This is a genomic window from Shewanella sp. cp20 (assembly GCF_000832025.1).
Taxonomy (GTDB): Bacteria; Pseudomonadota; Gammaproteobacteria; order Enterobacterales; family Shewanellaceae; genus Shewanella.
On sequence record NZ_JPII01000027.1, the window covers coordinates 64,056 to 90,398 of the forward strand.

The following is a 26,343-nucleotide window of genomic DNA, read 5'->3' on the forward strand; positions in this document are numbered from 1 at the left end:
TTGGTTAAGACTAAGTGTTTTAGCTTAGAGGTCGGTCTAACTGTCAGTAGTGTTACCAATAAAAAGGGAGCCAATTGGCTCCCTTTTTCTGTTTAAGCTAGATGCTTACTTACGACGACGTAGCGCTGCAAATGGTAGCATCAGTAGTGCGAACCACCCCAGTGAACCACCACTTGAAGATTTCTCTTCCTTGGCGTTAACTGTGATAGTTGCAGTTCCAGCTTCACTCTCTGCACGGCCATCAGAGGCTACAACAGAGAAGGTCAGAGTATGGTTACCTTCTGGAGCAGTGAACTTAATTTCTGCACCGCCGTTGTTAAAGGTAACAGGCGTACCCGCAGTCTGTGTCCAAGTGTAGGTTAGCTTGTCACCATCTGCATCTTTGCCGTTAGCCTTAGCGGTAACCACGAAGCCTTCGGTACTTGTCATTCCGCTAGGCGATACAGTTGGAACTGTGTTGTTGATTTCGACAGTTACAGTTGCAGATTCAGAGCGGTTGCCCATGGTATCTATGGCAACAACTTCAGCAATCATAGATTCACTTTGCTGATCGATAACAGCGGAGTCGCTTAGCTTAACTGTTCCGTCTTTTTCGATAACAAGCATATTGCTGTTGCTGTTGAGTACAATAAACTCTGAGAATGGGCTTGTTAGCATGTCTGGGTCAGTAACCATAAGTTTACCTAACTCAGAGCCTGCTTCTGTACCTTTATCGACTGACAGCGTAGTATCTTCGATAGTTGGAGCAGAGTTCCCTTCTTCTGTGATGTTTGCGGTAATTGACATAGAGCCATTTTCAGAAAGGAACATATAACCCATTGAGTTTGCACCCACTTCGCTGGTTAGGAATGCACTTTCACCTGGTGCTAATTCACTGACGTCATTTCCTTCTTCGTCAACAAGTTGAGCACTTGTACCTGAGCCATCCAGCATCAGTGTTGTGACCACTTCATCACCTGAACCTGTAGATACTGGCGCCCAGTCAGATTCTTCAACGCGGTAGCGTACAGTCACATTTTGACCCAGGTCGGCTGAAGTTAGTGACATATCTTCGAAACAGGCCTTAATCGTCACAAAGTCATTGCCTGTAACGTGGAAGGCTGGTTCCAGTGTACCGCTAGCTGTACCGTACTCTTTGACAAAACCATACAGTGAGCGTGGATATAGGTCATTAAACCACTGTAGATTTACAGTTGTCGCCGTGTAATCCCATACACCGTTATTATCTATATCAAAGTCTACGTTGTAGCTGGCTGCGAGTGGATGAAGGATTGCATCACGCATTTGAAAGGTGTTGTAGATTGCAATACCTTCATCGCATGAGCCGCTGAGTAATAGCTCGCTCGATGCGTTAATTAGATCGTGGCGAAGCTCTTTGTTTACTGGGCTAGTAGCTGTCAATGGCGCAGTAAATGGCTCAGTGATAGCGACAGCACCCGAGTTAGTAAAGGTACGAACGGTACCTCGTCGGTGACTTCAGTTTCGACCGAGGCTGCTGCAGTTGCTTTTGGCAGAATGTGGTAAACCACGTGAAGAGCAAGCTCTTCGCCGTCCATAAATTTGATCGCACCGTCGTACTCGGAAAGAGTGAGCGCAGTTGACGCATCTTCAGCGGTGCCACTTAACTCGTATGATGAGGTCAGTGTCCATTCAGGTAGCTTAGTTGGATCGATAGTTACGGTTACGTCGAAGTCTGCAGTTTGACCTGCTGCAACGGTAACTGATTCAGGCAGCTCGAAACTTACTGCTTCAGATTTTGCGTCATTTTCAAAACGTTGATCAACGGCTAGGTTGTATGTCTTCTCTTCTGTAGAGAAGTTTTTAACCGTGACAGTCTTGGTCATTGACACAACTTTATCGGTTGCCACTAGACCAAAGGCGAGAGCCGCCTGTTGAGTGTCTTTATTCCAAGCAATTACCGGCAAATTAACCGCTTTCTCAACATCAACAAGGCCTGAACCAATGTAGCTAATAGGTGCAAGCTCAGCATCTGGGTTTAGACCTGTCGGTTCTACCGTGACGTTGAGATCGGCTGAGTTCATCATTGTCGCTTTAATCTCAAGAGCATTACGCTCTGGAAGAGCCTCACGTACTATGCTCATTGCGCCTGCGGTGATCGGGCTAGAGAAAGATGTACCACTGATTGGTGATAGCTTGTCTCCGCCACCTGGATAGGCAGTAAGAATTGATGTACCTGGTGCAGTGATTTCAGGCTTGAGTGTGCCTGCAACTGAAGGTCCGCGAGATGTAAAGGTGGCTATCGCGCCCGCTGTGGTAACTTCGATTGAGGTTAAGCTGTATACCACGTCCCCTTTGGCTAATGCCGCTTTGATCAGGTCGCCATCTTCTTTAGAGATCATCACTGATGGGATAGTGACGTTCTCATCGGCACCGCCCATGTTGAAAGCGCCATCATCAGGCTTGTTGTTGGCAACGATAACGAAAGATGCGCCTTTATCTTGCGCATTAAGCACCTTGGTTGTGAAGTTACATGCACCGCGGTCGATGATGACTGCTTTACCAGTAAAATCAACGTCATCAGCAAAGGCAGTACAGCCGTTTTGATTGGCGGTCGGGTAGACTAATGGTGCTTTGGTGTTGTCAAAAGCAAATTCGTTACTCTTGTTAAAACCTGCGCCAAATGCCTTTACTGTTTCGCCAGCAAAGGTTGAATCAACCTTACCTGCTTTAGTTGTCGGGTGAGTCATAGCGCCAACAGAAAGGGCGTTATTTGAAGTACTTGGGCCACCAACGACGAAAGGTGTCGCGCCGTCGTTACCAGCTGAAATGGCTAGGTTGACGCCGAGTTCAACCATTTCATCGATAAGTTCTTGAACCGCACCGCCCTTGGTATCACCAAAATCACCACCAAGAGACATGTTTACAGTATCAACGCGGTCACTAATGTCGCCATCACCGTTTGGATCCATTGCGGCTTCAAGAGCTAGAAGCTGAGCTAGACCAGGACATCCAGAGTTACACACTGAATAAACGAATAATTCAACATCTGGTGCAACCCCCAGTACCGAGTGGCTAACATGAGTACCGTGACTGGTATTTACATCGATAGGGTTAGGATCATTGTTAATAAAGTCCCAACCACCTACTACTTTACCCTGCGGCCAGTTTGGTGCTTCAGACTTTGCAGCAACAGCTGCTTCATAGTCGGCAACATCACCGCTACCGCCGATTGATTTGTGTGTGTAATCAACACCTGTATCAAGAACAGCTACACGTTGGCCTTTACCTGAGGCAATACCAGCTTCGATAACGTCGGTAGCTTTGATGTAATCAGCACTTTCGTCAACATGTAATTCGTAATCATAGATAGGTAAGATATCTGCAACGTCTGGATTTGTAAGTAGCGCTGCAAGCGTATATTGATCAGCTTCGACGATGACCGAGTTAACGAGTTTTGATGTTGTTGCCAACACCTTGATGCTATCACCCATCGCACGAATGCTTGATTGGATGCGCGCTTGAGCACTTTCGATGCTATTCATTGCAGACACGCGATCAAAGTTTCCTGCGCGTTGCTGTTGTGAGATAGATTGGGTTTTTAGTTTCAGCATCCAAGCAACAGGCGTTTTAGCTTGTGATTGGGAAGCTCTTGAGGCCTTAAGTCCCTGGTACTTATCATTTACTTGGTTGGTCGTATTATATTTGTCTACGGTACCAGCAAATGCCGCACTCGAGATCAGCGCCGCTGAAATGGCTAGAGATAATTTAGTTTTCACAACTTCTTCCTTGTCAAATAGAAGTGTTTTGAGACACAAAACACTATTGGTATTGCTGTAACTTTGGTTACTAATCTTTTCTTATTTTGTTGCCGCTATGTTGACGGCTTGTTCTTTTTAACACAAAAGATTACCAAAGTTAAAGCTGGTAGAAGAAAAAGTTGTAAGCGGTTTTTTTATAGTAGTATTCGCTAAGCCTGTAAGCCGCAACGGTACTGACTTAAGGCTTCACCGCGCGGATGATTGGATTTTGTAAACTTATGAGTGTCTCGGTGGACTGGATCTCATCGATGGACTGAATGCGGTTGATTAGTACATGTTGCAGGCCATCGATCGACTGGCACATAACCTTGACGAAGATGCTGTAGTTGCCTGTGGTGTAATAGGCCTCGGTGACCTCTTCTAAGGCGTTGAGCTTGGCGATGGCGGCGGGGTAATCACCTGCGCTCTTGAGGTTGATGCCGATAAAGCAGCAGACATCATAACCTAAGGCCTTGGGGTTGACCGTGATCTGGGCGCCCGTGATGATGCCAGCCTGCTTCATCTTCTCTACCCGCACATGTATGGTACCGGCGCTCACGCCGAAGCGTTTAGCCAGTTCGGCGAAGGGGGTACGTGCCTCCTCCATGAGTGCCGAGAGGATCTGGTTGTCGAGTTGGTCTCGCTGAAATGAACTATCCATTGCCATATACCGTTTTAAGTCAACATTATGAAGTAATTTACGGCATTGGTTAGCAAACTGCTAACCTTTTAGCGAGTTAAGTAGATTTTATCGCAGATTTCCTCTGAGAATGACGGGCCTATTGCTGCTCGGTGACTTCCAAAAAGGGGATTGGCGTACTAAAAGTCATCGGCTGCTTGCTGTAGGGATGGGTCAGGCTCAGCGACTGGGCATGCAGTAGCAGACGCGGTGCCAGACGCTTAGCCAGAGGATCGGCGTAGAAGTTATCGCCCAAGATGGGGTGTCCTATGGCCATCATGTGCACTCGTAGCTGATGAGAGCGTCCGGTTATCGGCGTGAGCTTGACCAGAGTCGAACGCTTGGCGCGGCTGACGACCTCAAACAGCGTCTTAGAGGCCTTACCAAGTTGATGATCCACCTTCTGCTTAGGTCGGTTAGGCCAGTCACAGATAAGCGGATAATCCACGCTGCCTTGCTGCGCCTTCACGTGGCCGGCGACGCGGGCATAGTAGATCTTATGGGTCTCCCGGTCACGAAACTGTCGCTTAAGCTCCCGCTCGGCGCTACGCCTGAGCGCCACCACGATAATGCCAGAGGTGGCCATATCCAGGCGGTGTACTATCTGGGCGTTGGGGTGGTCGCGTAAGACACGGGTGTAGACGCTGTCATGATAGGCGGGGTCGCGTCCCGGCACCGACAAGAGTCCAGAGGGCTTATTGACCACCAGAATATCTCTATCCTCATGGAGAATCTCGAGCCAGGGCTCGGTAGGCGGCGCATACACAAAGTCAGTCATAGCAAACCTTGGGGGTTAAATCGGGCTGCAAAGATACCCCTAGGGCGCTGGCGGCGCAAGTATTGTGGACGTAACCTGTGTGGTTTAGGCGGGTGTATTGGTAGAGCTTGGGGCTAAAAGCTGTGGCCATTGACATGCATGATGGCGAAGGTCCAGACCACGAAAGCCAGGCTGAGGTGGATAAAGGCGTAGATGCCCTGATCCAGCCGCTCTATTCCCTTGGCCTGCCAGATCAACTTGCCGTGCAGTAAGATATTGAGGGGAAACAGCATAAACAGCGGGTAGAAGGCGATGGCGCTGTCGTCGCCGAACAGGGCGCGTGACAGGATTGACCATAACACCATGAAGGCGGTGACCAATGGCGGCGCGGCGAGTCGGTACTGTTCGGGATAGGGAAACATCTATCGTCCTTAACGCTGTGAGATCCTATTTTGCCGGTTTGCGGCCAATATATTGAGCCTTGAAACAAGGCGTATCTTCACAGCCTACATCACCTTCGAAAGCGTGCAAAGTCTCCCAGGATGAAAAGCGCTGCAATAATTCCCCATCGGTCAGTAAGAAGTTGGGGTTCTTGGGTCTGCCCACCTCTGCCTGTCGGGCGATAAAGGTCTCGTAGACGATGAGACCGCCGGGTTTGATGCTCTCCTTTATGGCCTCAAACAGTGGTCGGTGCAGGTAGTTGAACACCAGGACGATGTCGTACTGTGCCTTTTCTGCCTGAGCTTTGGGGAGCTTTGCCTCGCCGGTTTCCAAGTCGAGCGCCAGCGCCCGACACTGGGGCGGTAGCGCCGCGAGTCGGCCCAGGTCTCTGTCGATAAAGGTGACCTGGGCACCATGGGCCGCTAACCATCGGCCGTTGCGCCCTGTGCCGCAGGCAAGGTCCAGTACCAGGGGATGGCTATCGAGCCCGAGAAGCTGGCTGCTTTGCGTCAGCAGCAGGGCGGCTTCAGCCCTTAATCTCTTTTCGTCCATCGAGGCGTCGTCCATGTACCACAGAGAAGTGTCTGAGCCCTGCCGGGCCGTGTGAGACCACCACAGAGAGCAAGACGATAACGATCAGCAGCTCGCTCTTGTAGTCGGCGAGGGGAATAAACAGTGCCAGCAGGCAGAATTTTACCAGGGTCAGCACGCCCTTTAGCTGGATCAGCCAGCGCCAGTCTCGCACCACCTCCCAGAGCATCAGCAAGCTGCCGGTACTCATGGCCAAGATCCAGTAGTTGCACCACAGGGTCTTATCCACCCCGAGTAGGATGCCGCCACCGGCACCCGTGATCCCTAAGATATGCAGGGCACGCAGGCTGGTCTTGCTCAGGCGCTGAAGCCAAAACTTTTTCTCGGAAATCGGCTTATGCTTATTGCTCATAAGGTGAAAGAAGGCTGAAAATTTGCGCCAGCTTAGCAGGAAATCAACTTAAAACACATTGACGGCTCACAAAGTTAACCATTTCGTGATCTAAGCGCGATTTATCTTTGCTAAGTCACATCTTTCCTTGGCTATAATGGAGCCAAGACAGGCGGGGGCTTTGCGATACTAGGCTTGCAAACCTCTGTCTAATGTTGAACCACTTTTAGGTAGCTAAGATGAGAATAGGTTTTTTTAGTGCTAAGCACTATGACATGGAACATTTCAACCGCACCAACCAGGCCTTTGGCGCTCAGATAGAGTATTTCGATTATCGTCTCTGTATGCAGTCGGCCAAGTTGGCCTATGGTTTCGAGGTGATCTGCGCCTTCGTCAACGATTCGCTATGTGAAGAGGTGTTGGTCGAGCTAGCTAAAAATGGCACTAAGATTATTGCTATGCGCTGCGCCGGATTTAACAATGTCGATCTCGAGGCGGCCAAACGTCTGGGGATCAAGGTGGTGAATGTGCCAGCCTATTCACCCGAGTCGGTGGCCGAGCATACCGTGGCGCTGATGTTGACCCTAAACCGTAAGGTTCACAAGGCCTATCAACGTACCCGCGACGCTAACTTCTCCCTCGAGGGGCTGGTGGGCTTCAACATGTATGGTCGTACCGTGGGCGTGATCGGCACGGGTAAGATTGGGGTGGCGACCATCAAGATCCTGTTAGGCTTCGGCTGCAAGGTAGTGGTGTATGATCCTTATCCGAATCAGGCGGTGTTGGATATGGGGATAGAGTACCTGTCTCTGGATGAGCTTTATGCCGTGAGCGACATCATCAGCCTGCACTGTCCGCTGACCAAAGAGAATCACCACCTGCTCAGCAAGGAAAGTTTCGATAAGATGAAACCTGGGGTCATGGTGATCAACACCAGCCGTGGCGGCCTGCTTAACGCATTCGATGCCATGGAAGCCTTGAAGACGGGGCAGATTGGTTCCCTGGGGTTGGATGTGTACGAGAATGAGAAAGAGCTCTTCTTCGAAGATAAGTCGAATCAGATCATCCAAGACGATGTGTTCAGACGCTTGTCGGCGTGCCACAACGTGATCTTTACCGGTCACCAGGCCTTCTTGACCGAGGAGGCGCTCGGTGCCATTGCCCATACCAGCCTGACCAATGTGCGCCAGCTGCTCGACGGCGAAGAATGTCCTAATCAGCTATTTTAACTTTTTTCACTTCTTTACTTTTTTCACTTCTTTAACTTGGTCAGCCGGGTTTCACCTGACAAGGGGGACTCAGGCTGATAACTTAAGGACAAGTTTATTGGCCTGAGGGCAAGATTATGATGGTAAAACAGGAAGTTCACGACATAGACACGCCGACGGGTAAGATGCGCTGTTATCTCTATCGTCCCGACAGCGAAGGCTTGTTTTCGACGATTATCTTCTACTCGGAGATTTTCCAGCAAACCGCACCCATCGCCAGGGCCGCAACCATGTTGGCCGGTCACGGTTTTGTGGTCTTGGTGCCGGAAGTCTTCCATGAGCTCAACCCCCTAGGCACAGTGTTGGCCTATGACGATGAGGGCAAAGACAAGGGCAATCAGGACAAGTTTACCAAGGCGCTGGAACATCACGACAGTGACACTCAGGCCTTAGTCGACTTCGCCATGAGCCAAGCCTTCTGCACCAATCAGATCGGGGCCATGGGCGTCTGTATCGGTGGTCATCTGGCCTATCGCGCCGCACTGAATATCGATGTCGTCGGTGCCTTCTGCCTCTATCCTACGGACATACATTCCAATACCTTGCCTGCTAATCCTGGTAATGACTCGCTGAGCCGTACCGGCGATATAGATGGTGAGTTGGTGCTGGTATTCGGTAAGCAAGATCCCCATGTGCCGAGCGAGGGGCGCAGGCTCATCTATGACAGACTGACGGAGACGGGGCGCAAGTTTACCTATCTTGAGGTCAATGCCCAGCATGCCTTCATGCGTGATGAGGGTGACAGATACGATCCCGCGCTGGCGCTGCAGATCTATCAGCAGGCAGTGGCCTTCTTCCATCGAGTGCTGCGCTAAAGATACCGATTGCGCGACAGACAGCGTTTGCGCAAATAGCGATACCCTGTCAGTAAAAAAGGCGAACCTAGGTTCGCCTTTTTCTGTTTAGCTTTGGCTTATACCAATCGTAATAAATAATTGATCATTCTAGCTTGTTAAAACGCTCGATAACTGTATTAGTATTTTTAATTGTAGAATAACTACTTATCTAAAAATCCTGCTTTGTTCTCAAGCGTTTTTCCTGCGCTATTTCTGATCACATGTTTACTGTGATTGGTATTACAGCCACTTGCGGCGTCTGAACAGCCAGATCAATACGGCTGTGATGCTGAGCATCACACCCCAGACGATGAAGTAGCCATCTTTATGTTTCAGCTCGGGAATATACTCGAAGTTCATGCCATAGATGCCGGCGATAAAGGTGAGTGGCACGAAGATGGCGGTGATGATGGTTAGCACCTTCATGATGTTATTGAGCCTATGGGCGCTGATGGAGATATAACCGTCGATGAGATCGCTTGAGACCTGATAGAAGAGATCTGCCAGGCTGGCGGCCCTGTGCTGGTGTTCGCACACGTCGTTGATCTCGTGGTACAGGCTGTCATCGAACGGCACAGAGGGCTCGCTGCGCAGGCTGTCGAACAGTTCGACGTGGTAGTGAAAGTTGCGCCTCAGGCGGGTGAGATCTGTCTTATACAACACTACCTCGGCCAAGATCTTATCATCCGCCGTGGTCAGCATCACGGTTTCCAGCTCCTCTAGGCGGCTCTCGAGATCGAATAGGATCTTATGGTAACGCTTGATCACATAGCGACTCAGTTTCAGTGCCACGGCGCCGGTGTTTTTAAGCGACAGCTCGCCAGCTTCCAGGGCCGTCATGGTGCGTTCGATGGAGAGCGAACGCTTGCTGTGACGGGTCACGATGAAGCGAGGCCCCACAAACAGCGCCAGCACTATGTTGTCGCAGTTGATAGAGTCGGAGTCGGCCGACAGCCCTCTGAGCAACATAAAAGTATGGTCGTCGAAGTCTTCTATCTTTGGGGGGTGACGATCCCGCGAGGCATCCTGCAGTGCCAGCGGGTGTAGGCCGAAATCTCGCTGCAGCGAATCACTCAGCTGCTCGTCTATCTCGCCGTCAATGTTGAGCCAGAGTATGGTGTCGTCGCGCAGCTGCCAGCTGGCAACTTGCGATGCGTCGCCCCGGGTGAGCGAATCATCTTGCGGATCATAGAGCAATGTCGTGAGCATTTTGGCCCCCTATCTGTTAATCGCTTTGTACTTGAGTATGGTCTTTCTCGGGCGATTCGCTCGGCACCTTGACGGGGGCCTGAGTCAGTTTCAACACCCCTTTCTGTAGCATCAGGTTGTTCGGATAGGTGATGGTGATGCCATCGCTGCGTTCTATCAGCACATGAAACAGGCTGATCTCGGCAATGATACCGCTGACATCCTCATCCTTGTCGATGATCTTGATGCGATCGCCAATACGGTAGGGGAAGACGAAGAAGATCAATATGCCGGCGGTGATGTTACTCAATATCGACCACTGGGCCACCAGGGCGACACCAAGCACGGCAAATACCGAGGAGATAAACAGGGACACCTGTTGATACTCTATGCCCAGCGACACCACCCAGAGGCAGGCGATGATGATAAACAGCAGGTAGGTAATATATTGGGTCACCATCTTGGTGCGCTTAAAGGAGACCTGTTTGGCCTCGGAAAGCCTGGCGATCCAGTTGGTCAGCAGACGTTGGGCGAAGATGAAGATGCCGATATAGAGGCAGCTGATGAGCAGGGTTTGTGTCATGGTCAATCACAAATGAGCCAAAGATTTCAAACAAATACTACAAGCTTCGCATGATTGCAATGTGAGAGTGCCGGGCCGATTGCAAGGCGAAAATGCGGGGGCGAATGCAGCGCGCAAAAGTGGGTTGAGTGGGGAAGGGGATGCTCATGCCTGTTTATGGCCTTTAGCCTTATCCTTCACTTACAGAGTCAAAAGGATTTGCCTGCTGTGTTAACTGCGATTTTGCGGCATACTAGCGGCTTTTACTGTGGCATTTTTTGCGCCATTCATCGAAGCCCTAGGCATAGGCGCAGCAACGGAGAGACAGATGTCAGATTACACCACCCTTTATGCCGGCGAAGATGACCACGGCCCCTTGCTGGTGATGGAAGATAAGGAGGTTCGCCTGCTCTCCTTTGGCGATAACGATGAGCAGAGCAAGCTGCACAAGTCGGCGTTGCATGTGCCTATGCATACCTATCTGCAGGCCATGTTGTTGGTGCTGCTGTTTATTAAGCCCAAGCGGGTGATTGTACTCGGGTTGGGTGGCGGTGGCCTGATCCACGCACTGCGTAACTTCGACCGGGGGATCAATATTACCGCCGTCGAGCTGCGCGAGGCGGTGATCGAGGTGGCCAAGCGTTACTTCTGGCTGCCCCTGGGGAAGAAGCTCAACCTGATCCACCAAGATGCCAACGAGTTCCTGAGCGAGGCCAACCACAAGAAGGCCGATGTGATCTTCGCCGACATCTACCATGGTGACGGGGTAGACGAGCAGCAACTAAGCGAGACCTTCATCGCCAACGCCGCGGCCCTGCTTAAGGCAGAGGGGTATCTGGTGCTTAACTGCTGGAAGGAACATAGCCGCAACACCACCTTACTAGCTCAGCTAGAGCAACATTTCGGTGACGTACGCGCCTGCCTGACCGGTGGTGGCAACTGGGTAGTACTCGCCGGTAAACAGGCGCGCCAGATAAGTGCCAGTGGTCTTAAGGCCGAGGCGCAGCAGTTGTCGCAACAGTTGGATTTTCCCCTGAGTCGCAGCCTGACGCGCTTCGAACCCTGGGAGTCATGATACAGAGGTGTTGGCCTAATCGGTTTTTTGTCACCACAGATAGTTCAATCTTAAAAACCGATTAGTATGATAGTTTTTACCCGTTATATTTAATTGTCCAGTCTCGTTATTATCTCCTCATCGACAAAGAACACGGGGTCACGGCAGACGCCACACCCCACAAATTACTGTTAATAACGAGCACTGGAGCAAGCAATGACTCAATCAATCATCAACACCGAAATCAAGCCTTTTTCAGCCACTGCATACCACAATGGCGATTTCGTCTCTGTGACTGAGCAAGACCTACTGGGTAAGTGGTCAGTGGTTTTCTTCTACCCAGCCGACTTCACTTTCGTCTGCCCAACTGAACTTGGTGACATGGCTGACCATTACGAGAAGCTGCAGTCTATGGGTGTCGAAGTTTACTCAGTTTCTACCGACACTCACTTTACTCACAAGGCGTGGCACGATAGCTCAGACACTATCGGCAAGATCAACTACCCAATGATCGGCGACCCAACCGGTGTTATCTCACGTAACTTTGGCGTGATGATCGAAGAAGAAGGTCTGGCACTGCGCGGTACCTTCGTGATCAACCCTGAGGGTCAGATCAAGGTTGCCGAGGTTCATGATCTAGGTATCGGTCGTAGCGCTTCTGAGCTGGTTCGTAAGATTCAAGCGGCTCAGTATGTAGCGACTCACGATGGTGAAGTTTGTCCGGCAGCATGGCAGCCAGGTGAAGAGACCCTAGCACCTTCACTTGACCTGGTCGGTAAGATCTAAGATCTCTGCTAAAGGTTGCTCGGGCCTCATCATCTCGGGCAACCCGGCGAAAGCCAAATTCGTTTAATCATCATTCTTTTTCATTGCCGGTTCACCTCCCCCTGCATGCGAGCCGGCAATTTTTCCCCTATGTTTTGGCTCCCAGTGGGAGCCACTTTTTTCCTAGGAGTTATCATGTTAGATGCGAATGTGAAAAATCAGCTGACTACCTATCTGCAAAACCTCAAGCGCCCAGTTGAACTTGTCGTATCGGCAGATGAGCGTCCTAAAGCAAAAGAACTATTGTCGTTGGCAACCGATATTGCCGCGCTTTCCGCATTAGTGTCATTGACCCAAGTTGAGGGTGAGCGCACCCCGTCAATGACAGTTAAGAGTCCTGACACCGGTAGTCAGATCCATTTTGCTGGCCTGCCCATGGGGCACGAGTTTACCTCTCTGGTGCTGGCGCTGCTGCACACAGGTGGCCATCCAATCAAGCTCGCCCCCGAGGTGATCGAGCAGATCCGTGACCTGCCGGGTGAGTATCGCTTCGAGACCTATGTGTCACTCAGCTGTCAAACCTGTCCCGAGGTGGTACAGGCGCTCAACATGATGGCGGCGATCAACCCCAATATTCAAAACACCATGATAGATGGTGCCCTGTTCCAGGATGAAGTGAACGAGCGCAATATCATGGCGGTGCCTTCTGTTTACCTCAACGGCGAGCCGTTTTCTGTCGGTGGTATCAGCGTGGTCGAGATCCTCAATAAGCTGGATGTTAACGCGGCCAGCCGTCAGGCGGAAAAGCTCAGCCAGAAAGAGGCCTTCGATGTGCTCGTGGTCGGTGGTGGCCCAGCCGGCGCCTCTGCTGCCATCTATGCTGCCCGCAAGGGGCTGAGAACCGGTATCCTGGCGGACAAATTTGGCGGCCAGGTGGCCGAGACTGTGGGTATCGAAAACTTTATCTCGGTCAAGGCGACCGAAGGCCCTAAGCTGGTGGCTAACCTGGAAGCCCACGTACAGGACTATGATGTCGATATCATGGATAACCAGCGCGCCCTGAGTCTCAAGTCGGGCGAGCTGTTTGAGATCCAGACCGAAAGCGGCGCACTGCTGCGCAGCAAGACGGTACTCCTGGCCACGGGCGCCCGCTGGCGCGAGATGAATGTACCGGGTGAGAAAGCGTATCGTGGCAAAGGCGTCGCCTACTGTCCTCACTGTGATGGCCCGCTGTTTAAAGGCAAGCGCGTCGCTGTGATTGGCGGTGGTAATTCGGGTATTGAGGCGGCCATCGATCTGGCCAATATCGTCGAGCATGTTACCGTTCTCGAGTTCGATAGCAAGCTGCGCGCCGACGAGGTACTACAGCGTAAGGCGGCCTCCATGGGCAATATCGAGATCATCACCCAGGCGATGACCACAGAAGTGGTGGGCGATGGCACACGGGTACAAGGCCTGAACTACACAGACAGAGCCACGGGCGAGCAGCACCATGTTGCCCTGGCGGGGATCTTCGTGCAGATAGGCCTGGTGCCAAATGCCGAGTGGCTCAAGGGCACGGTCGATCTCAGCGATCGCGGCGAGATCATGGTCGATGCCAAGGGGCAGACCTCATTGCCAGGCGTATTTGCCGCGGGCGATGTGACCGACTCGGCCTTTAAGCAGATCATTATCGCCATGGGCAGCGGCGCAACGGCCTCCCTGGGTGCCTTCGACTACCTGATCCGTCTCGGCGAGCCGGCGGAGTCGGTTGCGGCTTAGGGAACAAATTGCTACAGATAAACAGCCAGCTTTATGCTGGCTGTTTTTTTATTCGTCTTTATAATTACTTAAGCTTATGACGATAGCAGAAGAGGGGCGGGCGCAGATACGATGAACAGTAAGCCAAAAAGCTTTGACGAACTCCTGACCCAAGAGACTCACCTCTATCTTTGCCGCTCGGTGAAGTGGACCGCCTATCTCTCGGTGTTCCTGCTGATTGCCATCTTCCTCGCCACCATGCTTCAGAAGCATCATGTTTTAACCCTAGAGGATCTCTTAGTATTGCAGATGCCTACTCTGAGTATCGCCCTGTTTGGGTTGGCGGGGATTCTCTATCGTCAGCCTGAGCAGCATCGCATGGGGCTAGTGCTGGCTTACCTCTTGGTACTCGAAGTTGCCTGGATCTACTTTGTGATTGGACATTACTGGCTGACCAGCACCTTAAGTATTCAATGGGAATATGGCTCCCTTGCCGCAGTCGATTCTGTTGTCGACGTCTTGGTGTTTACCTTTGCCATCTCTCTCTATCCCCTGCGCGGCTGGCTCTTGGTCAGCGTGGTGCCCTTACTGACGGTGAGTATGGTGACGCGGCTTATCGAGATCCCGGAAAATCCCATTTTCGCCGTCACTAAGTTTATCTGTCTCTTTGTGATCATACTTACCGGGCAGAAGGTGCTGCAGCAGTGGTTTCGTAAGGCGATTCTGCGTAACGCCGAGAAATTGCAGCTGTTGCAACAATTTAAGCGGATGGCCCTGATAGACGGCCTGACTGACCTGAGCAATAGACGCCATTTCGACGAGGTGCTGGCCCTTGAGATCAAGGCGTCCGAGCGTACCGGCGATCCCCTGAGCATCATCTTACTGGATGTGGATTTCTTTAAACGCCTCAACGACAGCCTGGGCCATGGCGAAGGCGATCTCTGTTTGATTGGGCTAGGTGAGGTGCTGCGCGGCGTGGCGTCTCGGCCTAGAGATCTGGCGGCGCGCTATGGTGGTGAGGAGTTTGCCATCATATTGCCCGATACCGATCTCGATGGTGCGCGTCATATTGCCGAGCAGATCCGTAGTGGGCTCAAGAGCGCCGAGATCCCCCATCCAGACTCGACGCTAGGGGATCATGTCACCGTCTCTCAAGGGGTCAGCCTGTGGCAACCTGGGCTGGATGCCAACGAGCTACTGGCCAGCGCAGATAGGCTGCTCTACCTGAGTAAGTCCCTGGGGCGGGACCGATTTAACTGCGGGGTAGCCAAGGCGGAGGAGGCCGACGACAAGCTTGTCAGCCACCATTTAGCCTGATCTCTGTGAATCTCGCTGAGTGCTAGGCTGGCAGAAGGGACTCTGCCTCAGCTATATTTGGCATCTATGGCTTTGAGTGAGCGTAAAAACAGTCCCAGGCCGCCCACGGCCAGAACCAGTATGACCAAGAGGTCGAAGGTGGTCATGGTCCTAAGATTGAATCTGACACTGGCCAGCACGCCGAAGATAAGCGCCGTGAGTGACCCCAGGGTCAAAAGCCAACCCAGCAGGTTTCTGGCGTTATAGAAGATGATGCCTATGCCAAAGATCAGCGGGATCAGTATGGTGCCCCCGGTGATCCCCATGCCACCGACGTTGTAGAGTCGATAGCCAAGGCTAAAGTTTGACGTCACGGAAATGGCGTTCAGCAGCAGGTAGAAACCGCCGCACATCATTACCAGCCCTACTAAAAACAGGCCTATTCCTCCGGAACTGCCGCCGGCTCCTCGCATCTGTCTATCCTCCATGTGTAAGCTTCCACTTTCTACTGCAAGTATTGGCCACAGTGCATCGCTTCGATGAGCGCTATGATAAGCGCCTAAGTGGCCGGGTTGGCTCAGCTTAATATGTTTTGCCGCAAGGTGATAGTCGTCACCTGTATGTTTTTAGCCATCATAAAAAAAGCCCTCATGATGAGGGCTTTATTAAGTTCGCTCTGATTTAAGCTGTGGTATTAATGTTGTGACCACTATTTCCCACAGGCCCAGCGCTAGGCGCTGAGTCAACCGCTTCAATCAGTTGTAGTGCAATCTCTCCCTCTGCCTGCTGCTGCTCTTTGGCGAGCTGTGCAACTTTAACCCCAACGCTTCCATTGCTTAGGTTAGGTTGTAGATTACTGGTTCCAACTGTTATTGCCATGATTACCGCCTTAAACTGGGTGAGAGCCTATAGTTAACCGAAAAACTTTCGCTAAGGTTAACTATAGTGCTATCGGCCACGTTTGGGAAAACTTTAGCCTATTCCAAATTAATTGGTGGCGCGCCGTCTCTCAAGCAACTTACGTCCCATGCTGATTATGAAGGTGACGCCAATGGACGCGAAGATCAAGCCAATGGCCAGGCCAGCGTTTTGCAGCGCGGTCGGGTCGAGCGCCAGCATGCCGCCCAGACCTATCATCATGATCCCCGACATGAGTTTCAGGGTTTGGCCCTCTTTCTCGGTCAGCTTACGCTTGCCCAGGGTGGCGCTGAAGGCGATCACGATAGCCGCCAGTGGGATCACATAGACGATGTTATAGAAGGCCAGGTAGAGGTAGCGCTCGAAGGCCGGTAGCTCATGCATTGACAGTACGCTGGTGTAGATCATTGGGAAGCCCGCGGTACACAGCAGCTCATAGGCGTTGGCCAGGATGGCCAACACCACAGTGCCGGCGATCATCGCCGCCATGCTGCTGGCACTGGTGAGCTTACCCATACGCTTGATCAGGCCGGTGCGGTTTTCCGCCGACATCGAGAGGCTGACTTCCCCCTTAGTGAAGAAGTATTCCTTGATGTTGATGGCACCGGCGATCAGCGCCATGAGCCCCGCCCCGAGAATGATGAGGCCACCGTCGCTACCCGCGCCCAGCAGCTCGAAGATGTTGAGCCAGGCGATCATAAACAGGAAGTAGATAAAGCCAGAGAAGAAGACGAAGATGCCGCCGACGATCAACATGCGACTGCGGCTCTTGGCGTTGACCATGATAGAGAGCAAGAACAGTAACACGAAGAAGGCGCAGGGGTTAAAGGCATCGACCCCGGCCAGCACCACGGTCAGCACCGGCAGTGAGAGCTGCTCGGGGGCAACCACGCCGATAAGTGGCAGCTCTATGGGTTGTACCTTAGTGGCCGGCGCGGCAGCGGTGTTTTCCTCCAGTCCTAGGTCACAGGTGCCGGGTTCGCTGCTGGCGCTACAGGTGGCAAACAGCGGCTCGTCCTCAGTGGCTGCCGTACCAGTCTGAGTCGCCTGGTCGTTATCCTCTACCACGCCGCCCAAGGCGCGATAACAGGCCTTGAGTTGCTGCAGAATAAATTGCCCGGTCACGGCCTCGCTGCTGTAGCCCACGGTAGCCTGTTCACAGGCGGCGATATAGGGCACAGAGCGGGCGGCAACCTTGGTCTGCTCGGCGACCGCCTGCCATTTTTCCCGGGTGCCCGCCTGAGACACCATGTGTGACTCCAGTTCTATCCAGGGATATTTTTCCGGCAGGCTATCGATAAAGGGGTGGGCCTCGGCGCAGTGGGGGCAGGTCTTAGACCAGAAGAAATAGAGCTTAATCTTCAGCTGACCGTCGGCGTCGACATAATGCCAGGTGGCATTTTGAGGTGCTGGCTGTTCTTCGGTCTGTGCGAAACTGGGTAGTGCGCTCGAGAGCATTAGAAAACAAAAAATTAGGGCTCTAAACATAATCCCTCCCCGGGAGCTGATTTGCCAAATAGACGATGACAAAGGCGTGAATCCTCTGCCTCTAGTGTACTGCGCGTGGTGGGGGAGACTAAGTTTATGTTTCAGATTTGCAACGCAAATCTTGAAATGTACAGGAAGTGTTAACTGGCGCGGATTTTAGCCTATCGTCAACTTGCCGCCTCGCCTTTTTACAGGGAGGCGGGCTCTGGAATTTGAACCTATTACTTCAGCTGCTGGTGGGCTGGAGCTGTGGTGCTGGCGATGACAGTTGCCTGCTCGCTCTGCTGGCACCAGTGGATGCTCAGGGTGCGGGTATCTTCCTTGCTGGCGGTTAACAACTTGGTGACCACAGGTTGGTTGTAGTCGGCCTTGGTCAGGAAACTCTTAACCCGTTCGATGCGGCGGTTGGCGAGCCAGAAATTGTATTCTCTGAGCTTCTTATCTGTCTCGCCCTTAAAGAGGGGAAACTCCAGTAGCAGGTAACCGTTATCTGTCTGGGTCTTCTCGATCAGCTGCTGCAGCTGTTTGGCATATCGTCTATCGAAGTAAGAGCTGTTTTTCTCGAAGGGGATATCGCCAAAGCTGATGTTTTGCGGGCAGGCAGCACCGGCTTGGGCGGTAATGAGACATGACAACATCACCAGTAGCAATCGCTTCATAGTGAACACCTCCATTGTGTTTTTAGAGTATTAAGCTGAATTAGGAGGGGGAATTTAGGGGATTATCGTTCGAAAAGCAACCATGTTTGATGTAGGAGTTGGGCGAAAATTCCAGCCTTTTTGCGTATTTAACCCTGTGTCAGGTTTCAGTCGATCCGCATCTAAATGGTTTTACTTAGTTATTTTAATAAGTCACTGTAAAGATGACAGATTATTGACTAACTATGCAGTAAAAAATTTTTCTTGATAATTTTTCACTTTGGCCTGCACATGGCGTAAACTTGGTAAAAGTTGTGTGCAATTTAATAATGGCGATCCAATTCATGAGTCAATCCAAGAGCCAAGATACTCAGCCTAACCCCCTGGCCCTCGAAAATCAGATCTGTTTCTCGCTTTATAGCGCCGCCAATGCCATGGTGCGCGCCTATCGTCCCTTGCTGGAGGCGCTGGACTTGACCTATTCGCAATATCTGGCGATGTTGGTCTTATGGCAAGAGCCGGGGATCAGCGTCAAGACCCTAGGTGAGCAGCTGCATCTGGATTCGGGCACCCTGACCCCGCTGCTGAAACGCCTGGAAGCCAAAGGACTGGTGACTCGTGGGCGCAGCGAGGCCGATGAGCGGGTGCGGGTACTCCAGCTGACCGATGCCGGCAAGGCGTTACAGCAGCAGGCTAAATCGATTCCGATGCAGATGCTCTGCAAACTGGGAGGTGAGCCCGAGGAGTTTATTGAACTCAAGCGCCTGTGTGACAAGGCCTACCGTTATCTGGAAGCGGCGGGCCAGGAGTAATCTAATTAGATTCATTTAGCGAAAGGACGCGATATGCAAGCAGTGGATTTAGTAGTGATTGGCGGCGGTATTACCGGGGTGGGCATCGCCCAGTGTGCCCAGGCGGCTGGCTACTCAGTGGTGCTGCTTGAAAAGGATAATCTGGGCGAGAAGACCTCATCTAACTCGAGCAAGTTGATCCATGGCGGCCTGCGTTACTTAGAGTCGGGCCAACTTGGCTTAGTGCGCCAATCCTTGGCCGAGCGCAAGGCACTACTGACCTTGGCCCCCGAGCTGGTCAAGCCTGTGCCTTTCTATATTCCTATCTATCGGGGCAGTCAGCGCGGTCCCCTGGCCATTCGCGCCGGGTTGAGTCTGTACGCCCTGCTGAGCGAGCTGGATCCTTTGGGACAGTTTCAGTCTGTGGCGGCCAATCGCTGGAGTGAGCTTGCGGGTCTCAAACTCAAGGGGCTGCGCGCCGTGTTTCGTTACTGGGATGCCCAGACGGACGACGGTGCCCTGACTCGCGCGGTGGCCGAGAGTGCCAGGCAACTGGGCGCCGAGCTGCTGACCCATGTCAGCCTGGAGCAAATAGAGCACAGGCCTGACTCCTGTATCGTTAGCTTTAGTGTTGACGGCGAGCGTCGCCGCCTCAGCAGTCGCTGTGTCATCAATGCCACCGGCCCCTGGGTGAATCAGACGCTAGAGCGCGTCATCCCTAAGGTCGAGGTCTCGCCCGTGGAGTTGGTGCAAGGGAGTCACTTAGTGCTGGATATCCCAGCGCCGAGCGGCATCTTCTACCTGGAGTCTATCTTCGACAAGCGAGTGGTGTTTGTCATGCCCTGGCAGGGCAAGACAATGATAGGCACTACCGAGACCCCGATCGATAATGTGGAGGCGGCGGGGGTGACGTCAGCCGAGGAAGCCTATCTGCTGGGGATCTATCGCCATTACTTTCCCCTGTGTGAGGCCGAAGCTGGGCTGGAGGCGCGCATCATAGGGCGCTACTGTGGCGTGCGCGTGCTACCCAAACAAGGTGGGGAGGCGTTCGATCTGCCCAGGGATACCATGATGCTGTCACGGGATACCCATCCCAACCTGCTCACCGTCTATGGCGGTAAGCTCACCACCTTCAGGCACACGGCCAAGGAGGCCTTGGCCTGGGTCAAGGCACGCCGCGGGCCTAAGCCGGTGCGTGCCGATGTCGATAAGTTGCGCCTCCCCCCAGTGGCAGATGAAGCATCGGGCAACCAATTGCCGATGGGGAAAGGTGATTTTTCTCCTCAAAAAGGCTAAAGTAGGGCGCCTTTTTTAAGCCAAGTTGCGAGCAAATCATCCGTGAAGTGTGCCTATTTCGATGCTAATCAGTGTCTTTCCTGTCGTCATATCGAGACGCCCCTGAATGAACAGGTGGCGGCGAAAACGGCGACCCTTGAGGCGCTGCTAAAGGATCTGCCCGTGGCGCAGTGGCTGCCGCCTGTGGTGGGGCCCGAGAGTGGTTTTCGTAACAAGGCGAAGATGGTGGTACTGGGCGCGGCCCATGAGCCGATACTCGGACTGGTGAGCCCCAGCGGCGAGGCGGTAAGCCTGTGTGACTGTAGCCTCTATCCTCAAGATATGCAGCAGTTGCTGCACAGATTAGAGCGTTTCGTGCGCCAGGCCGGTATTCCGCCCTACCGAGTGGACAAGGCCAAGGGCGAGCTTAAGTTTATCCTGCTGACCCGCAGTCAGGTGCGCGGCGAATATATGCTGCGTTTCGTGATGCGAAGCCAGCAGGCGATTCCCCGTATCGAACGTGAACTCCCCGCACTGCTCGCCGAGCACCCCGAGATCAAGGTGGTGTCGGTGAATCTGCAACCCGTGCATATGGCGATCCTGGAAGGGGAGGAGGAGATCTTCCTCACCGAGGCGACCCGGCTGGAGGAGGAGTTTAATCAGGTGCCCCTCTACATTCGCCCCAAGAGCTTCTTTCAGACCCATCCCGAGGTGGCGGCTAAGCTCTATCAGAGCGCGCGGGAGTGGACCCGTGAGCTGGCGCCTAAGTCTATTTGGGATCTCTTCTGTGGTGTCGGCGGCTTCGGCCTGCACTGCGCCTCGAAAGAGGTGGCGCTTACCGGTATCGAGATCGAGGCCGAGGCCATCGCCTGCGCCAAGATGTCCGCCGAGACTCTTGGGCTGACAAACGTACGTTTTACCGCCCTGGACTCGACCAGCTTTGCCAGCGACAGCCGCGGTGAAGACAAGCCAGATCTGATTATCGTCAACCCGCCAAGGCGGGGAATTGGCGAGGCGTTGTGTCATTCGTTGAGCGAGTTTGCCCCCAAGGCGATTCTCTATTCCAGCTGCAATCCCAAGACCCTGGCCAAAGATCTGCATGTTATCTCAGGCTACCGGGTGACCAAGGTACAGCTGTTTGATATGTTCCCCCACACGGATCATTTCGAGGTGCTGGTGATGTTGCAGCGCATTGGCGACTAGCCGCTGAGCTCTCTAAGCTTCCCTAACACTCCCCGGTCTGTCATCAGGCGGTCATCTGTCTGTCATAATCTAATCAACCTGTATTTCAAAAGGCTGCGCGCAACATAGCGGCGCGGCCAAATCTCGGCTCTGGCTTGACGGAGGGTGACCAATTGGGTGAGGTGTTTAAGCAGTTTCTGCTCTTGGGACTGATGAGTTTTGGGGGGCCTGCGGCCCATATAGGCTATTTTAAGCGGCGCTTCGTCGATGAACTCAGCTGGCTGGACGCGGAGCGTTTCGGTGCCATCGTCGCCATGAGTCAGGTGATCCCAGGACCGGGATCGAGTCAGGTCGGTTTTGCCATCGGCCATCACAGGGCGGGGCTGTTTGGTGCCATCGCCGCGTTTCTCGGCTTTACCTTACCTTCTTTTCTGCTGCTCTATCTCCTGGCGGTGGCGAGTGTCAGCTGGCTGGATACCAGCTGGTTTCAGGGGCTTATCCATGGCCTCAAGTTGATGGCGGTCGTGGTGGTGACCGACGCCGTTCTGAGCATGTTTAAACAGTTCTGCCGTCGCGGCGCGACTAGGCTCTTGATGCTGTTTTGCGCCTCGCTGACCCTGTTTGTCGGCACCCTGGCTAGCCAGCTGGGCATGTTGCTTCTGGCCGGTGTGTTTGGGAGTTTGTTACTGGCGCCAGCAGCGCTGCAAGATGGCGAGAAGGGCGGACAGGAGCGCGTCCAAGGCGATGCTGTTGATACCTTGCGACCTCAGATGTTGCCGCTGGCGCTGTTTATCTCGCTGTTTGGCCTGTCGCTCTACTGGCTAGGGACTGGCCATAGTCTGGCGCAGTTGTTTGCCCAGTTCTATCAGGCGGGTTCTCTAGTGTTTGGTGGTGGTCACGTGGTGCTGCCGCTACTGGAGGCGAGCGTGGGGCAGCAGCTGACCAATGAGCGTTTCCTGACCGGTTATGCCCTGGCGCAGGCGGTGCCGGGCCCAATGTTTACCCTGGCGGCCTTTCTCGGCGCCGAATCCTGGTTTGAGTCGCCGCTGCTGGGGGCCCTGGTGGCGACCCTCGCCATCTTCTTGCCGGGATTTTTGCTGCAACTCTCCTTGCTGCGCAGCTGGCATGGCTTGATGGGGCGGGCGAGATTTTGCGGCGCCATCATGGGGCTTAACGCTGCCGTGGTTGGCTTGCTGTTGGCGGCGTTGATCTCGCCTGTGATAACCAGTGCCATCCTCGCCTGGCCTGATGCCTTGTTGGTGCTGGCGGGGCTGGCCTGGCAGCTGCGTTCTCGCCCCAGCATTCTCATGCTCTTGCTCTGCTTCGCGCTAGCGGGGATGCTGCTTGCTGCCATGGGCACATTCGTTTAGCGCCATTGAGTTAAGCTTGTTGGTTGCGCCAGATCAGGGTGAGGCTGGCGCCGCCCAGCTGGCTGGATCTGGCCACCTCTAACCGACCCTGGTGCCAGATGGCTATCTTACGGGCGATGTAGAGCCCCAGACCATAGCCGGAACCATCGGCCTGCTCCTTATCCCGGGCGAAGGCGGCCAACAGCTGCTTGCCCTTGCCTTCGAAGCCGGGACCATCGTCTTCGACCGTGATCTGGCATTGATCCTTGTCGCAGCAAAAGCGCACCTGAATCTTATGTTTGGCGAAGCGCAGGGCGTTCATGATCAAGTTTTGGGTAGCGATGGTCATGGAGTTGGCATCGAACAACGCCTGCCCATCGTCGGCGATAAACTCTATGCTTATCTTGTCTTGATAGAGGGCAAACTTCTCCTCTAGCTGTTCGAGGAAGGCCTGGGTGGCGATCGTCTGTTTCTGTATTTTCGCCTCCCTGTGCTCCAGCTTGGCGAAGGAGAGGTAGTTGTTGGCCAGCTGCTCTATCTCATCGATATCGGCGTTGAGTCGCTGCCAGTATTTCTCATCTAGCTCAGCCTTGCTCAGCTGCAGGGCGAAGCGCATGCGAGCCAGGGGGGTCCTGACCTCGTGGGAGATGGTGCGCGACAGCTCCTTGTGCATCTGCAGGAAGTCCACTATCTGCAGCGTGACCTCATTAAACACCTTGGCCAGGGGATAGATGGCTGAGCGTTTACTGATCTTTTGCTCCATCCTTCTCGGATTGGCACCAAACTCGACGGCCGATGCTTGCAGGCGGGCGAGATCCCGAAACAGGGGCCAGATAAGCAGCAGGGCCAGGCAGCCCAGGCTGGCATAGAGGGCGAAGATGATAAGCTCTGTGGGTACAGGTTGTCTGGCTGGGCTCTGAATGGGGCCTAAGGCGAGCACCTTTTTTGCCGCTTTATCTAGCGATTTATCCTTCGCCTTGTTCGAGTCGAGCGCCTGTCGATAGTAATAGGTCTTGTTACCGCTCAGGGTGAGGGCGATGGTTTCGCCGCGGGCGAGCTTGTCGGCCAGATCTTGAGGCAGCGCCAGCTCGTCTCTGGACAGCTCACGGATGAGAAGCTTGTTGTCTGCCTCATTCAGGCTGTGAAACACGCTGTCGACGTCTATCTGGTAGGACTCTACCTGATGCTGCATGGCGCTGTGGATCTCGCTGAAGGACCAGATGATTAGCGCGCTGCTTAAGATCAGCAGGGCGTAGAGACGGTAGAATTGATATTTCATCCCTTATCCGCGGTCTGGGGCTGATAGTTAAACAGGTAGCCCTGGCCGTGTACCGTCTTGATGGTGAGTCCGGCAATCTGATAGCTGTCGATTTTCTTTCTCAGGCGGCTGATCTTGAGATCGATCGCCCGGTCGAGACCATCATAGGGGCGGCCCACATACTGTTCGAACAGATATTCGCGGCTGAGTACCTTGCCCGGGTGCTGGGCAAAGATCCACAGGAGATCGAACTCCTGAGTGGTCACCTTCTGGGGGCGATCGCCTATGGTCAGCAGTTGATGGGTATGATCTATGGTGAAGTCGTGTAGGGTGACGGCCTGAGGGGCTGCCTCGCCGGGGAATTTCCTCAGGTTGGCCTTGATGCGAGCCACCAACAGCTCAGGGTTGACCGGTTTAACGATATAGTCGCTGGCACCCAACTCCAGGCCCTTTATCTGCTCCTGCTGGCCGTCGAGGGCGGTCATGAAGATGATCACGCACTGGTAGCGCGCCTGTAACTCGGCGAACAGGCTAAAGCCATCTGTGTCGGGCAACATGATGTCACAGATAATGAGATCGAAGTTGAGATCGGCGGGCAGATTCGCGACCGCCTGGGCCGATTCGCTGTGGGTCAGGTCGAAGCCTTGCTGCGTCAGGTAGAGCAGGGTGAGCTCGGCCAAATCCAGATCGTCTTCAATCAGGAGTATCTTAGGTTTGCTCATAACAGGTTCCAGTTGAGTCCTCGGCGTTTGCGGGTGTTGACGGGCTGATAGGTGGCGATCTGTATGGTCACCTCATCGAGCACCTTGTTGTTCAGATCTTTGATTTGCACTTGGGTGTCTTTGGTGAGGGTCAGCTCGAGCAGGTGATCCACGCTCAGGCGGTCAAAACACTGCTCCGGCTTTTCCTTGAGGGCGACCCAGATACAGGTCTGTTCCAAGGCCTCTAGTCTGTAGCTTATCTTGAGCGTTAGATGGCAGGGACTGCCCGCCTCGAGTACCGCGCAGGTCTTAGGCTTGATATTGACCTGGGTGCTATTGCCCTGGCAGTAGAAGCTGGTGGCCAGGGCCAGCAACAACATGCACTGTATCAGCTTGATGGCGTTAGAAGGCATAGCTGACTCCAATGAACCCGGATAGGTAGCCATCCTTCTCTACCATGAGGTTCTTAGTGATCTCATCTCCTAACCAAGTGTAGGTGACAATCGCTACGAAATTAATATCTTGCCACAGGGGGACATTGACGACGCCGCTGGTATGGTAGTTGATAGCCGCCGATTGGGGTTGTAGGGTACGGCCGCGGCCCAGCTCGGCTTGGGTGAAATGGTAGTAATAGCTGATCAGCTGACTGCTCTTGCGTATCGCGCCGACTTCGAAGCCCAGTGCACCCCAGGAAAATGCCATGTTTTTCTTGGCCTTGAAGTGGATCTCGTTGCCCTGATGTACACCACTGATATCGTGAAAATAGCCCAGGGTGAAATCGCTGTAGGGAGTCAGCCAGGTGGTGCTGAGGCCCCCCAGGTAGGAGATGTGACGCTCGATCGGTACCTCGGGGATTTCCGGACCAAACAGGGGCTGCTTGTTGGGCTTATAGCCGAGAATGTCACTCAAGAAGACCTTGTTCCAACCATCGAGTTCGAAGAAGAAGCCATCTTCGTTGAGTCGGGTCTGCAGGTCGACCAATAGGCTGTCTGACTCATACAGGCTATAGCCCAGGGTGAAGTTCTCGACATAGAAGCGGTCATCATAGTAGGACCAGCTCGGCAGGACATAGGTGGTGATATCGTCCGACTTGGCCCTGGGGTTCTCGATGCCACCATAGCCCAAGGCGAGGGTGAAATGAAATTCGCCCGTGGTTATGTCATCTATCTGCTCTTCGGCCCTAGCCTCGCTCAGGAGCAGCCCTGTGAGGAAAATAAGACCGGACAAGAGGTACTTCATGGCCTTCATCCACATCCCGAAACTGAAATTAGCATCTAAAACCATCTCAGGTTAAAAGTCTGTAAAAATATATATAAGTGTACAAAATGCTACATGCCTTGGGAGGATTTTTCGAGTAGAGCCTTTAGGTTAGCGCTAATCGAGGCATTTAAGATCTGTCCCCTGCCAAGCTTGGCTGTGGCCCTGCTGTATTCCCCCGTTATTCGCGTACTGCGTTTTTCTTCTTTTCGCTACTGGC

At 53.3% G+C, this 26,343-nt stretch carries 25 protein-coding genes and 1 pseudogene; 10 read left to right on the forward strand and 16 right to left on the reverse strand.

Going from position 1 to position 26,343, the window contains the following annotated elements; all coding sequences use genetic code 11:
- Positions 1–105 precede the first annotated feature (105 nt).
- The 6 genes and pseudogenes from DB48_RS20615 to DB48_RS09875 form a co-directional block, all read right to left on the reverse strand.
- Positions 106–3,737 (reverse strand): annotated as a pseudogene (locus DB48_RS20615) (S8 family serine peptidase).
- Positions 3,738–3,957: 220 nt separating this feature from the next.
- Positions 3,958–4,419, reverse strand: coding sequence for a transcriptional regulator AsnC (gene asnC, locus DB48_RS09855; RefSeq protein WP_041510122.1), 462 nt, complete (start codon positions 4,417–4,419; stop codon positions 3,958–3,960).
- Positions 4,420–4,537: 118 nt separating this feature from the next.
- Complete coding sequence (gene rluA / locus DB48_RS09860; RefSeq protein WP_041510123.1) at positions 4,538–5,215, reverse strand: bifunctional tRNA pseudouridine(32) synthase/23S rRNA pseudouridine(746) synthase RluA; 678 nt, start codon at positions 5,213–5,215, stop codon at positions 4,538–4,540.
- Between the two features lie 113 nt (positions 5,216–5,328).
- Complete coding sequence (locus DB48_RS09865) at positions 5,329–5,616, reverse strand: hypothetical protein (protein WP_041510124.1); 288 nt, start codon at positions 5,614–5,616, stop codon at positions 5,329–5,331.
- Positions 5,617–5,641: 25 nt separating this feature from the next.
- The gene (locus tag DB48_RS09870; protein ID WP_041510125.1) at positions 5,642–6,187 is read right to left on the reverse strand and encodes a class I SAM-dependent methyltransferase; all 546 of its coding nucleotides are present in this window, start codon (positions 6,185–6,187) and stop codon (positions 5,642–5,644) included.
- Positions 6,162–6,578, reverse strand: coding sequence for a hypothetical protein (locus DB48_RS09875; RefSeq protein ID WP_041510126.1), 417 nt, complete (start codon positions 6,576–6,578; stop codon positions 6,162–6,164). The genes DB48_RS09870 and DB48_RS09875 overlap by 26 nt, the downstream gene beginning before the upstream one ends.
- A gap of 218 nt (positions 6,579–6,796) precedes the next feature.
- Here DB48_RS09875 and DB48_RS09880 point away from each other — a divergent pair, with 218 nt between their 5' ends.
- Together DB48_RS09880 and DB48_RS09885 are read left to right on the forward strand one after the other, a co-directional pair.
- On the forward strand, positions 6,797–7,786 hold the full coding sequence (locus tag DB48_RS09880; protein ID WP_041510127.1) for a 2-hydroxyacid dehydrogenase: 990 nt from the start codon (positions 6,797–6,799) through the stop codon (positions 7,784–7,786).
- 116 nt (positions 7,787–7,902) lie between these two features.
- Positions 7,903–8,640: a dienelactone hydrolase family protein gene (locus DB48_RS09885; RefSeq protein WP_041510128.1), complete on the forward strand. Its 738-nt coding sequence runs from the start codon at positions 7,903–7,905 to the stop codon at positions 8,638–8,640.
- Between the two features lie 261 nt (positions 8,641–8,901).
- Here the strand turns inward: DB48_RS09885 and DB48_RS09890 are convergent, their stop codons facing one another.
- Together DB48_RS09890 and DB48_RS09895 are read right to left on the reverse strand one after the other, a co-directional pair.
- A complete protein-coding gene (locus tag DB48_RS09890) occupies positions 8,902–9,870 on the reverse strand; it encodes a magnesium transporter CorA family protein (RefSeq protein WP_041510129.1) in 969 nt (322 codons plus the stop codon).
- A gap of 16 nt (positions 9,871–9,886) precedes the next feature.
- Positions 9,887–10,432, reverse strand: coding sequence for a mechanosensitive ion channel domain-containing protein (locus DB48_RS09895; RefSeq protein ID WP_041510130.1), 546 nt, complete (start codon positions 10,430–10,432; stop codon positions 9,887–9,889).
- A 307-nt stretch (positions 10,433–10,739) separates the two neighbouring features.
- Between DB48_RS09895 and DB48_RS09900 the strand changes: the two genes are divergently transcribed.
- The 4 genes from DB48_RS09900 to DB48_RS09915 all read left to right on the forward strand — a co-directional run bounded on the left by DB48_RS09900 (position 10,740) and on the right by DB48_RS09915 (position 15,287).
- Positions 10,740–11,486, forward strand: a complete 747-nt coding sequence (locus DB48_RS09900; RefSeq protein WP_041510131.1) for a spermidine synthase — start codon at positions 10,740–10,742, stop codon at positions 11,484–11,486.
- Between the two features lie 195 nt (positions 11,487–11,681).
- Complete coding sequence (ahpC, locus tag DB48_RS09905; protein WP_041510132.1) at positions 11,682–12,251, forward strand: alkyl hydroperoxide reductase subunit C; 570 nt, start codon at positions 11,682–11,684, stop codon at positions 12,249–12,251.
- 174 nt (positions 12,252–12,425) lie between these two features.
- On the forward strand, positions 12,426–13,991 hold the full coding sequence (gene ahpF, locus DB48_RS09910) for an alkyl hydroperoxide reductase subunit F (protein ID WP_041510133.1): 1,566 nt from the start codon (positions 12,426–12,428) through the stop codon (positions 13,989–13,991).
- A 111-nt stretch (positions 13,992–14,102) separates the two neighbouring features.
- Positions 14,103–15,287 carry a GGDEF domain-containing protein gene (locus DB48_RS09915; protein WP_041510134.1) on the forward strand — a complete coding sequence of 395 codons (1,185 nt, stop codon included), beginning with the start codon at positions 14,103–14,105 and terminating at the stop codon, positions 15,285–15,287.
- A gap of 47 nt (positions 15,288–15,334) precedes the next feature.
- On the opposite strand, the gene DB48_RS09920 is transcribed toward DB48_RS09915, so the two are convergent.
- The 4 genes from DB48_RS09920 to DB48_RS09935 form a co-directional block, all read right to left on the reverse strand.
- On the reverse strand, positions 15,335–15,739 hold the full coding sequence (locus DB48_RS09920) for a hypothetical protein (RefSeq protein ID WP_041510135.1): 405 nt from the start codon (positions 15,737–15,739) through the stop codon (positions 15,335–15,337).
- 208 nt (positions 15,740–15,947) lie between these two features.
- Positions 15,948–16,145, reverse strand: a complete 198-nt coding sequence (locus tag DB48_RS09925; protein WP_011864602.1) for a hypothetical protein — start codon at positions 16,143–16,145, stop codon at positions 15,948–15,950.
- 108 nt (positions 16,146–16,253) lie between these two features.
- The gene (locus DB48_RS09930) at positions 16,254–17,672 is read right to left on the reverse strand and encodes a cytochrome C biosynthesis protein (RefSeq protein ID WP_152619133.1); all 1,419 of its coding nucleotides are present in this window, start codon (positions 17,670–17,672) and stop codon (positions 16,254–16,256) included.
- 221 nt (positions 17,673–17,893) lie between these two features.
- A complete protein-coding gene (locus tag DB48_RS09935; protein ID WP_052813744.1) occupies positions 17,894–18,331 on the reverse strand; it encodes a hypothetical protein in 438 nt (145 codons plus the stop codon).
- A 323-nt stretch (positions 18,332–18,654) separates the two neighbouring features.
- Here DB48_RS09935 and DB48_RS09940 point away from each other — a divergent pair, with 323 nt between their 5' ends.
- The 4 genes from DB48_RS09940 (at position 18,655) to chrA (ending at position 22,928) form a co-directional block, all read left to right on the forward strand.
- Positions 18,655–19,122 (forward strand): MarR family transcriptional regulator, encoded by a 468-nt coding sequence (locus DB48_RS09940; RefSeq protein WP_200890549.1) that lies wholly within the window; start codon positions 18,655–18,657, stop codon positions 19,120–19,122.
- Positions 19,123–19,155: 33 nt separating this feature from the next.
- On the forward strand, positions 19,156–20,397 hold the full coding sequence (locus tag DB48_RS09945; RefSeq protein WP_041510138.1) for a glycerol-3-phosphate dehydrogenase/oxidase: 1,242 nt from the start codon (positions 19,156–19,158) through the stop codon (positions 20,395–20,397).
- A 42-nt stretch (positions 20,398–20,439) separates the two neighbouring features.
- The gene (gene rlmC / locus DB48_RS09950; protein WP_041510139.1) at positions 20,440–21,579 is read left to right on the forward strand and encodes a 23S rRNA (uracil(747)-C(5))-methyltransferase RlmC; all 1,140 of its coding nucleotides are present in this window, start codon (positions 20,440–20,442) and stop codon (positions 21,577–21,579) included.
- Between the two features lie 152 nt (positions 21,580–21,731).
- Positions 21,732–22,928 carry a chromate efflux transporter gene (gene chrA, locus DB48_RS09955; RefSeq protein ID WP_041510140.1) on the forward strand — a complete coding sequence of 399 codons (1,197 nt, stop codon included), beginning with the start codon at positions 21,732–21,734 and terminating at the stop codon, positions 22,926–22,928.
- Between the two features lie 10 nt (positions 22,929–22,938).
- Here the strand turns inward: chrA and DB48_RS09960 are convergent, their stop codons facing one another.
- From DB48_RS09960 to DB48_RS09975, 4 genes are read right to left on the reverse strand one after another with little or no spacing between them, the layout of a single operon-like run.
- Positions 22,939–24,186, reverse strand: a complete 1,248-nt coding sequence (locus tag DB48_RS09960; RefSeq protein WP_041510141.1) for an ATP-binding protein — start codon at positions 24,184–24,186, stop codon at positions 22,939–22,941.
- A complete protein-coding gene (locus DB48_RS09965; RefSeq protein WP_041510142.1) occupies positions 24,183–24,887 on the reverse strand; it encodes a response regulator transcription factor in 705 nt (234 codons plus the stop codon). The genes DB48_RS09960 and DB48_RS09965 overlap by 4 nt, the downstream gene beginning before the upstream one ends.
- A complete protein-coding gene (locus DB48_RS09970) occupies positions 24,884–25,279 on the reverse strand; it encodes a DUF3019 domain-containing protein (RefSeq protein WP_041510143.1) in 396 nt (131 codons plus the stop codon). The genes DB48_RS09965 and DB48_RS09970 overlap by 4 nt, the downstream gene beginning before the upstream one ends.
- A complete protein-coding gene (locus DB48_RS09975) occupies positions 25,269–26,105 on the reverse strand; it encodes a MipA/OmpV family protein (protein ID WP_235375378.1) in 837 nt (278 codons plus the stop codon). Before DB48_RS09975 ends, DB48_RS09970 begins: the two co-directional genes overlap by 11 nt.
- Between the last annotated feature and the right edge of the window lie 238 nt (positions 26,106–26,343).

What these genes read in the sequence shown, in the direction of transcription:
- DB48_RS09870 (WP_041510125.1), bottom strand. Translation starts at nt 6,187, where the DNA reads ATGGACGAAAAGAGATTAAGGGCTGAAGCCGCCCTGCTGCTGACGCAA.
- DB48_RS09920 (WP_041510135.1), bottom strand. Translation starts at nt 15,739, where the DNA reads ATGCGAGGAGCCGGCGGCAGTTCCGGAGGAATAGGCCTGTTTTTAGTA.
- DB48_RS09935 (WP_052813744.1), bottom strand. Translation starts at nt 18,331, where the DNA reads ATGAAGCGATTGCTACTGGTGATGTTGTCATGTCTCATTACCGCCCAA.
- DB48_RS09925 (WP_011864602.1), bottom strand. Translation starts at nt 16,145, where the DNA reads ATGGCAATAACAGTTGGAACCAGTAATCTACAACCTAACCTAAGCAAT.
- DB48_RS09865 (WP_041510124.1), bottom strand. Translation starts at nt 5,616, where the DNA reads ATGTTTCCCTATCCCGAACAGTACCGACTCGCCGCGCCGCCATTGGTC.
- DB48_RS09965 (WP_041510142.1), bottom strand. Translation starts at nt 24,887, where the DNA reads ATGAGCAAACCTAAGATACTCCTGATTGAAGACGATCTGGATTTGGCC.
- rluA (WP_041510123.1), bottom strand. Translation starts at nt 5,215, where the DNA reads ATGACTGACTTTGTGTATGCGCCGCCTACCGAGCCCTGGCTCGAGATT.
- DB48_RS09900 (WP_041510131.1), top strand. Translation starts at nt 10,740, where the DNA reads ATGTCAGATTACACCACCCTTTATGCCGGCGAAGATGACCACGGCCCC.
- DB48_RS09885 (WP_041510128.1), top strand. Translation starts at nt 7,903, where the DNA reads ATGATGGTAAAACAGGAAGTTCACGACATAGACACGCCGACGGGTAAG.
- DB48_RS09970 (WP_041510143.1), bottom strand. Translation starts at nt 25,279, where the DNA reads ATGCCTTCTAACGCCATCAAGCTGATACAGTGCATGTTGTTGCTGGCC.
- DB48_RS09945 (WP_041510138.1), top strand. Translation starts at nt 19,156, where the DNA reads ATGCAAGCAGTGGATTTAGTAGTGATTGGCGGCGGTATTACCGGGGTG.
- DB48_RS09940 (WP_200890549.1), top strand. Translation starts at nt 18,655, where the DNA reads ATGAGTCAATCCAAGAGCCAAGATACTCAGCCTAACCCCCTGGCCCTC.
- DB48_RS09975 (WP_235375378.1), bottom strand. Translation starts at nt 26,105, where the DNA reads ATGAAGTACCTCTTGTCCGGTCTTATTTTCCTCACAGGGCTGCTCCTG.
- DB48_RS09915 (WP_041510134.1), top strand. Translation starts at nt 14,103, where the DNA reads ATGAACAGTAAGCCAAAAAGCTTTGACGAACTCCTGACCCAAGAGACT.
- DB48_RS09930 (WP_152619133.1), bottom strand. Translation starts at nt 17,672, where the DNA reads ATGTTTAGAGCCCTAATTTTTTGTTTTCTAATGCTCTCGAGCGCACTA.
- asnC (WP_041510122.1), bottom strand. Translation starts at nt 4,419, where the DNA reads ATGGATAGTTCATTTCAGCGAGACCAACTCGACAACCAGATCCTCTCG.
- DB48_RS09880 (WP_041510127.1), top strand. Translation starts at nt 6,797, where the DNA reads ATGAGAATAGGTTTTTTTAGTGCTAAGCACTATGACATGGAACATTTC.
- DB48_RS09895 (WP_041510130.1), bottom strand. Translation starts at nt 10,432, where the DNA reads ATGACACAAACCCTGCTCATCAGCTGCCTCTATATCGGCATCTTCATC.
- DB48_RS09960 (WP_041510141.1), bottom strand. Translation starts at nt 24,186, where the DNA reads ATGAAATATCAATTCTACCGTCTCTACGCCCTGCTGATCTTAAGCAGC.
- ahpC (WP_041510132.1), top strand. Translation starts at nt 11,682, where the DNA reads ATGACTCAATCAATCATCAACACCGAAATCAAGCCTTTTTCAGCCACT.
- DB48_RS09890 (WP_041510129.1), bottom strand. Translation starts at nt 9,870, where the DNA reads ATGCTCACGACATTGCTCTATGATCCGCAAGATGATTCGCTCACCCGG.
- ahpF (WP_041510133.1), top strand. Translation starts at nt 12,426, where the DNA reads ATGTTAGATGCGAATGTGAAAAATCAGCTGACTACCTATCTGCAAAAC.
- DB48_RS09875 (WP_041510126.1), bottom strand. Translation starts at nt 6,578, where the DNA reads ATGAGCAATAAGCATAAGCCGATTTCCGAGAAAAAGTTTTGGCTTCAG.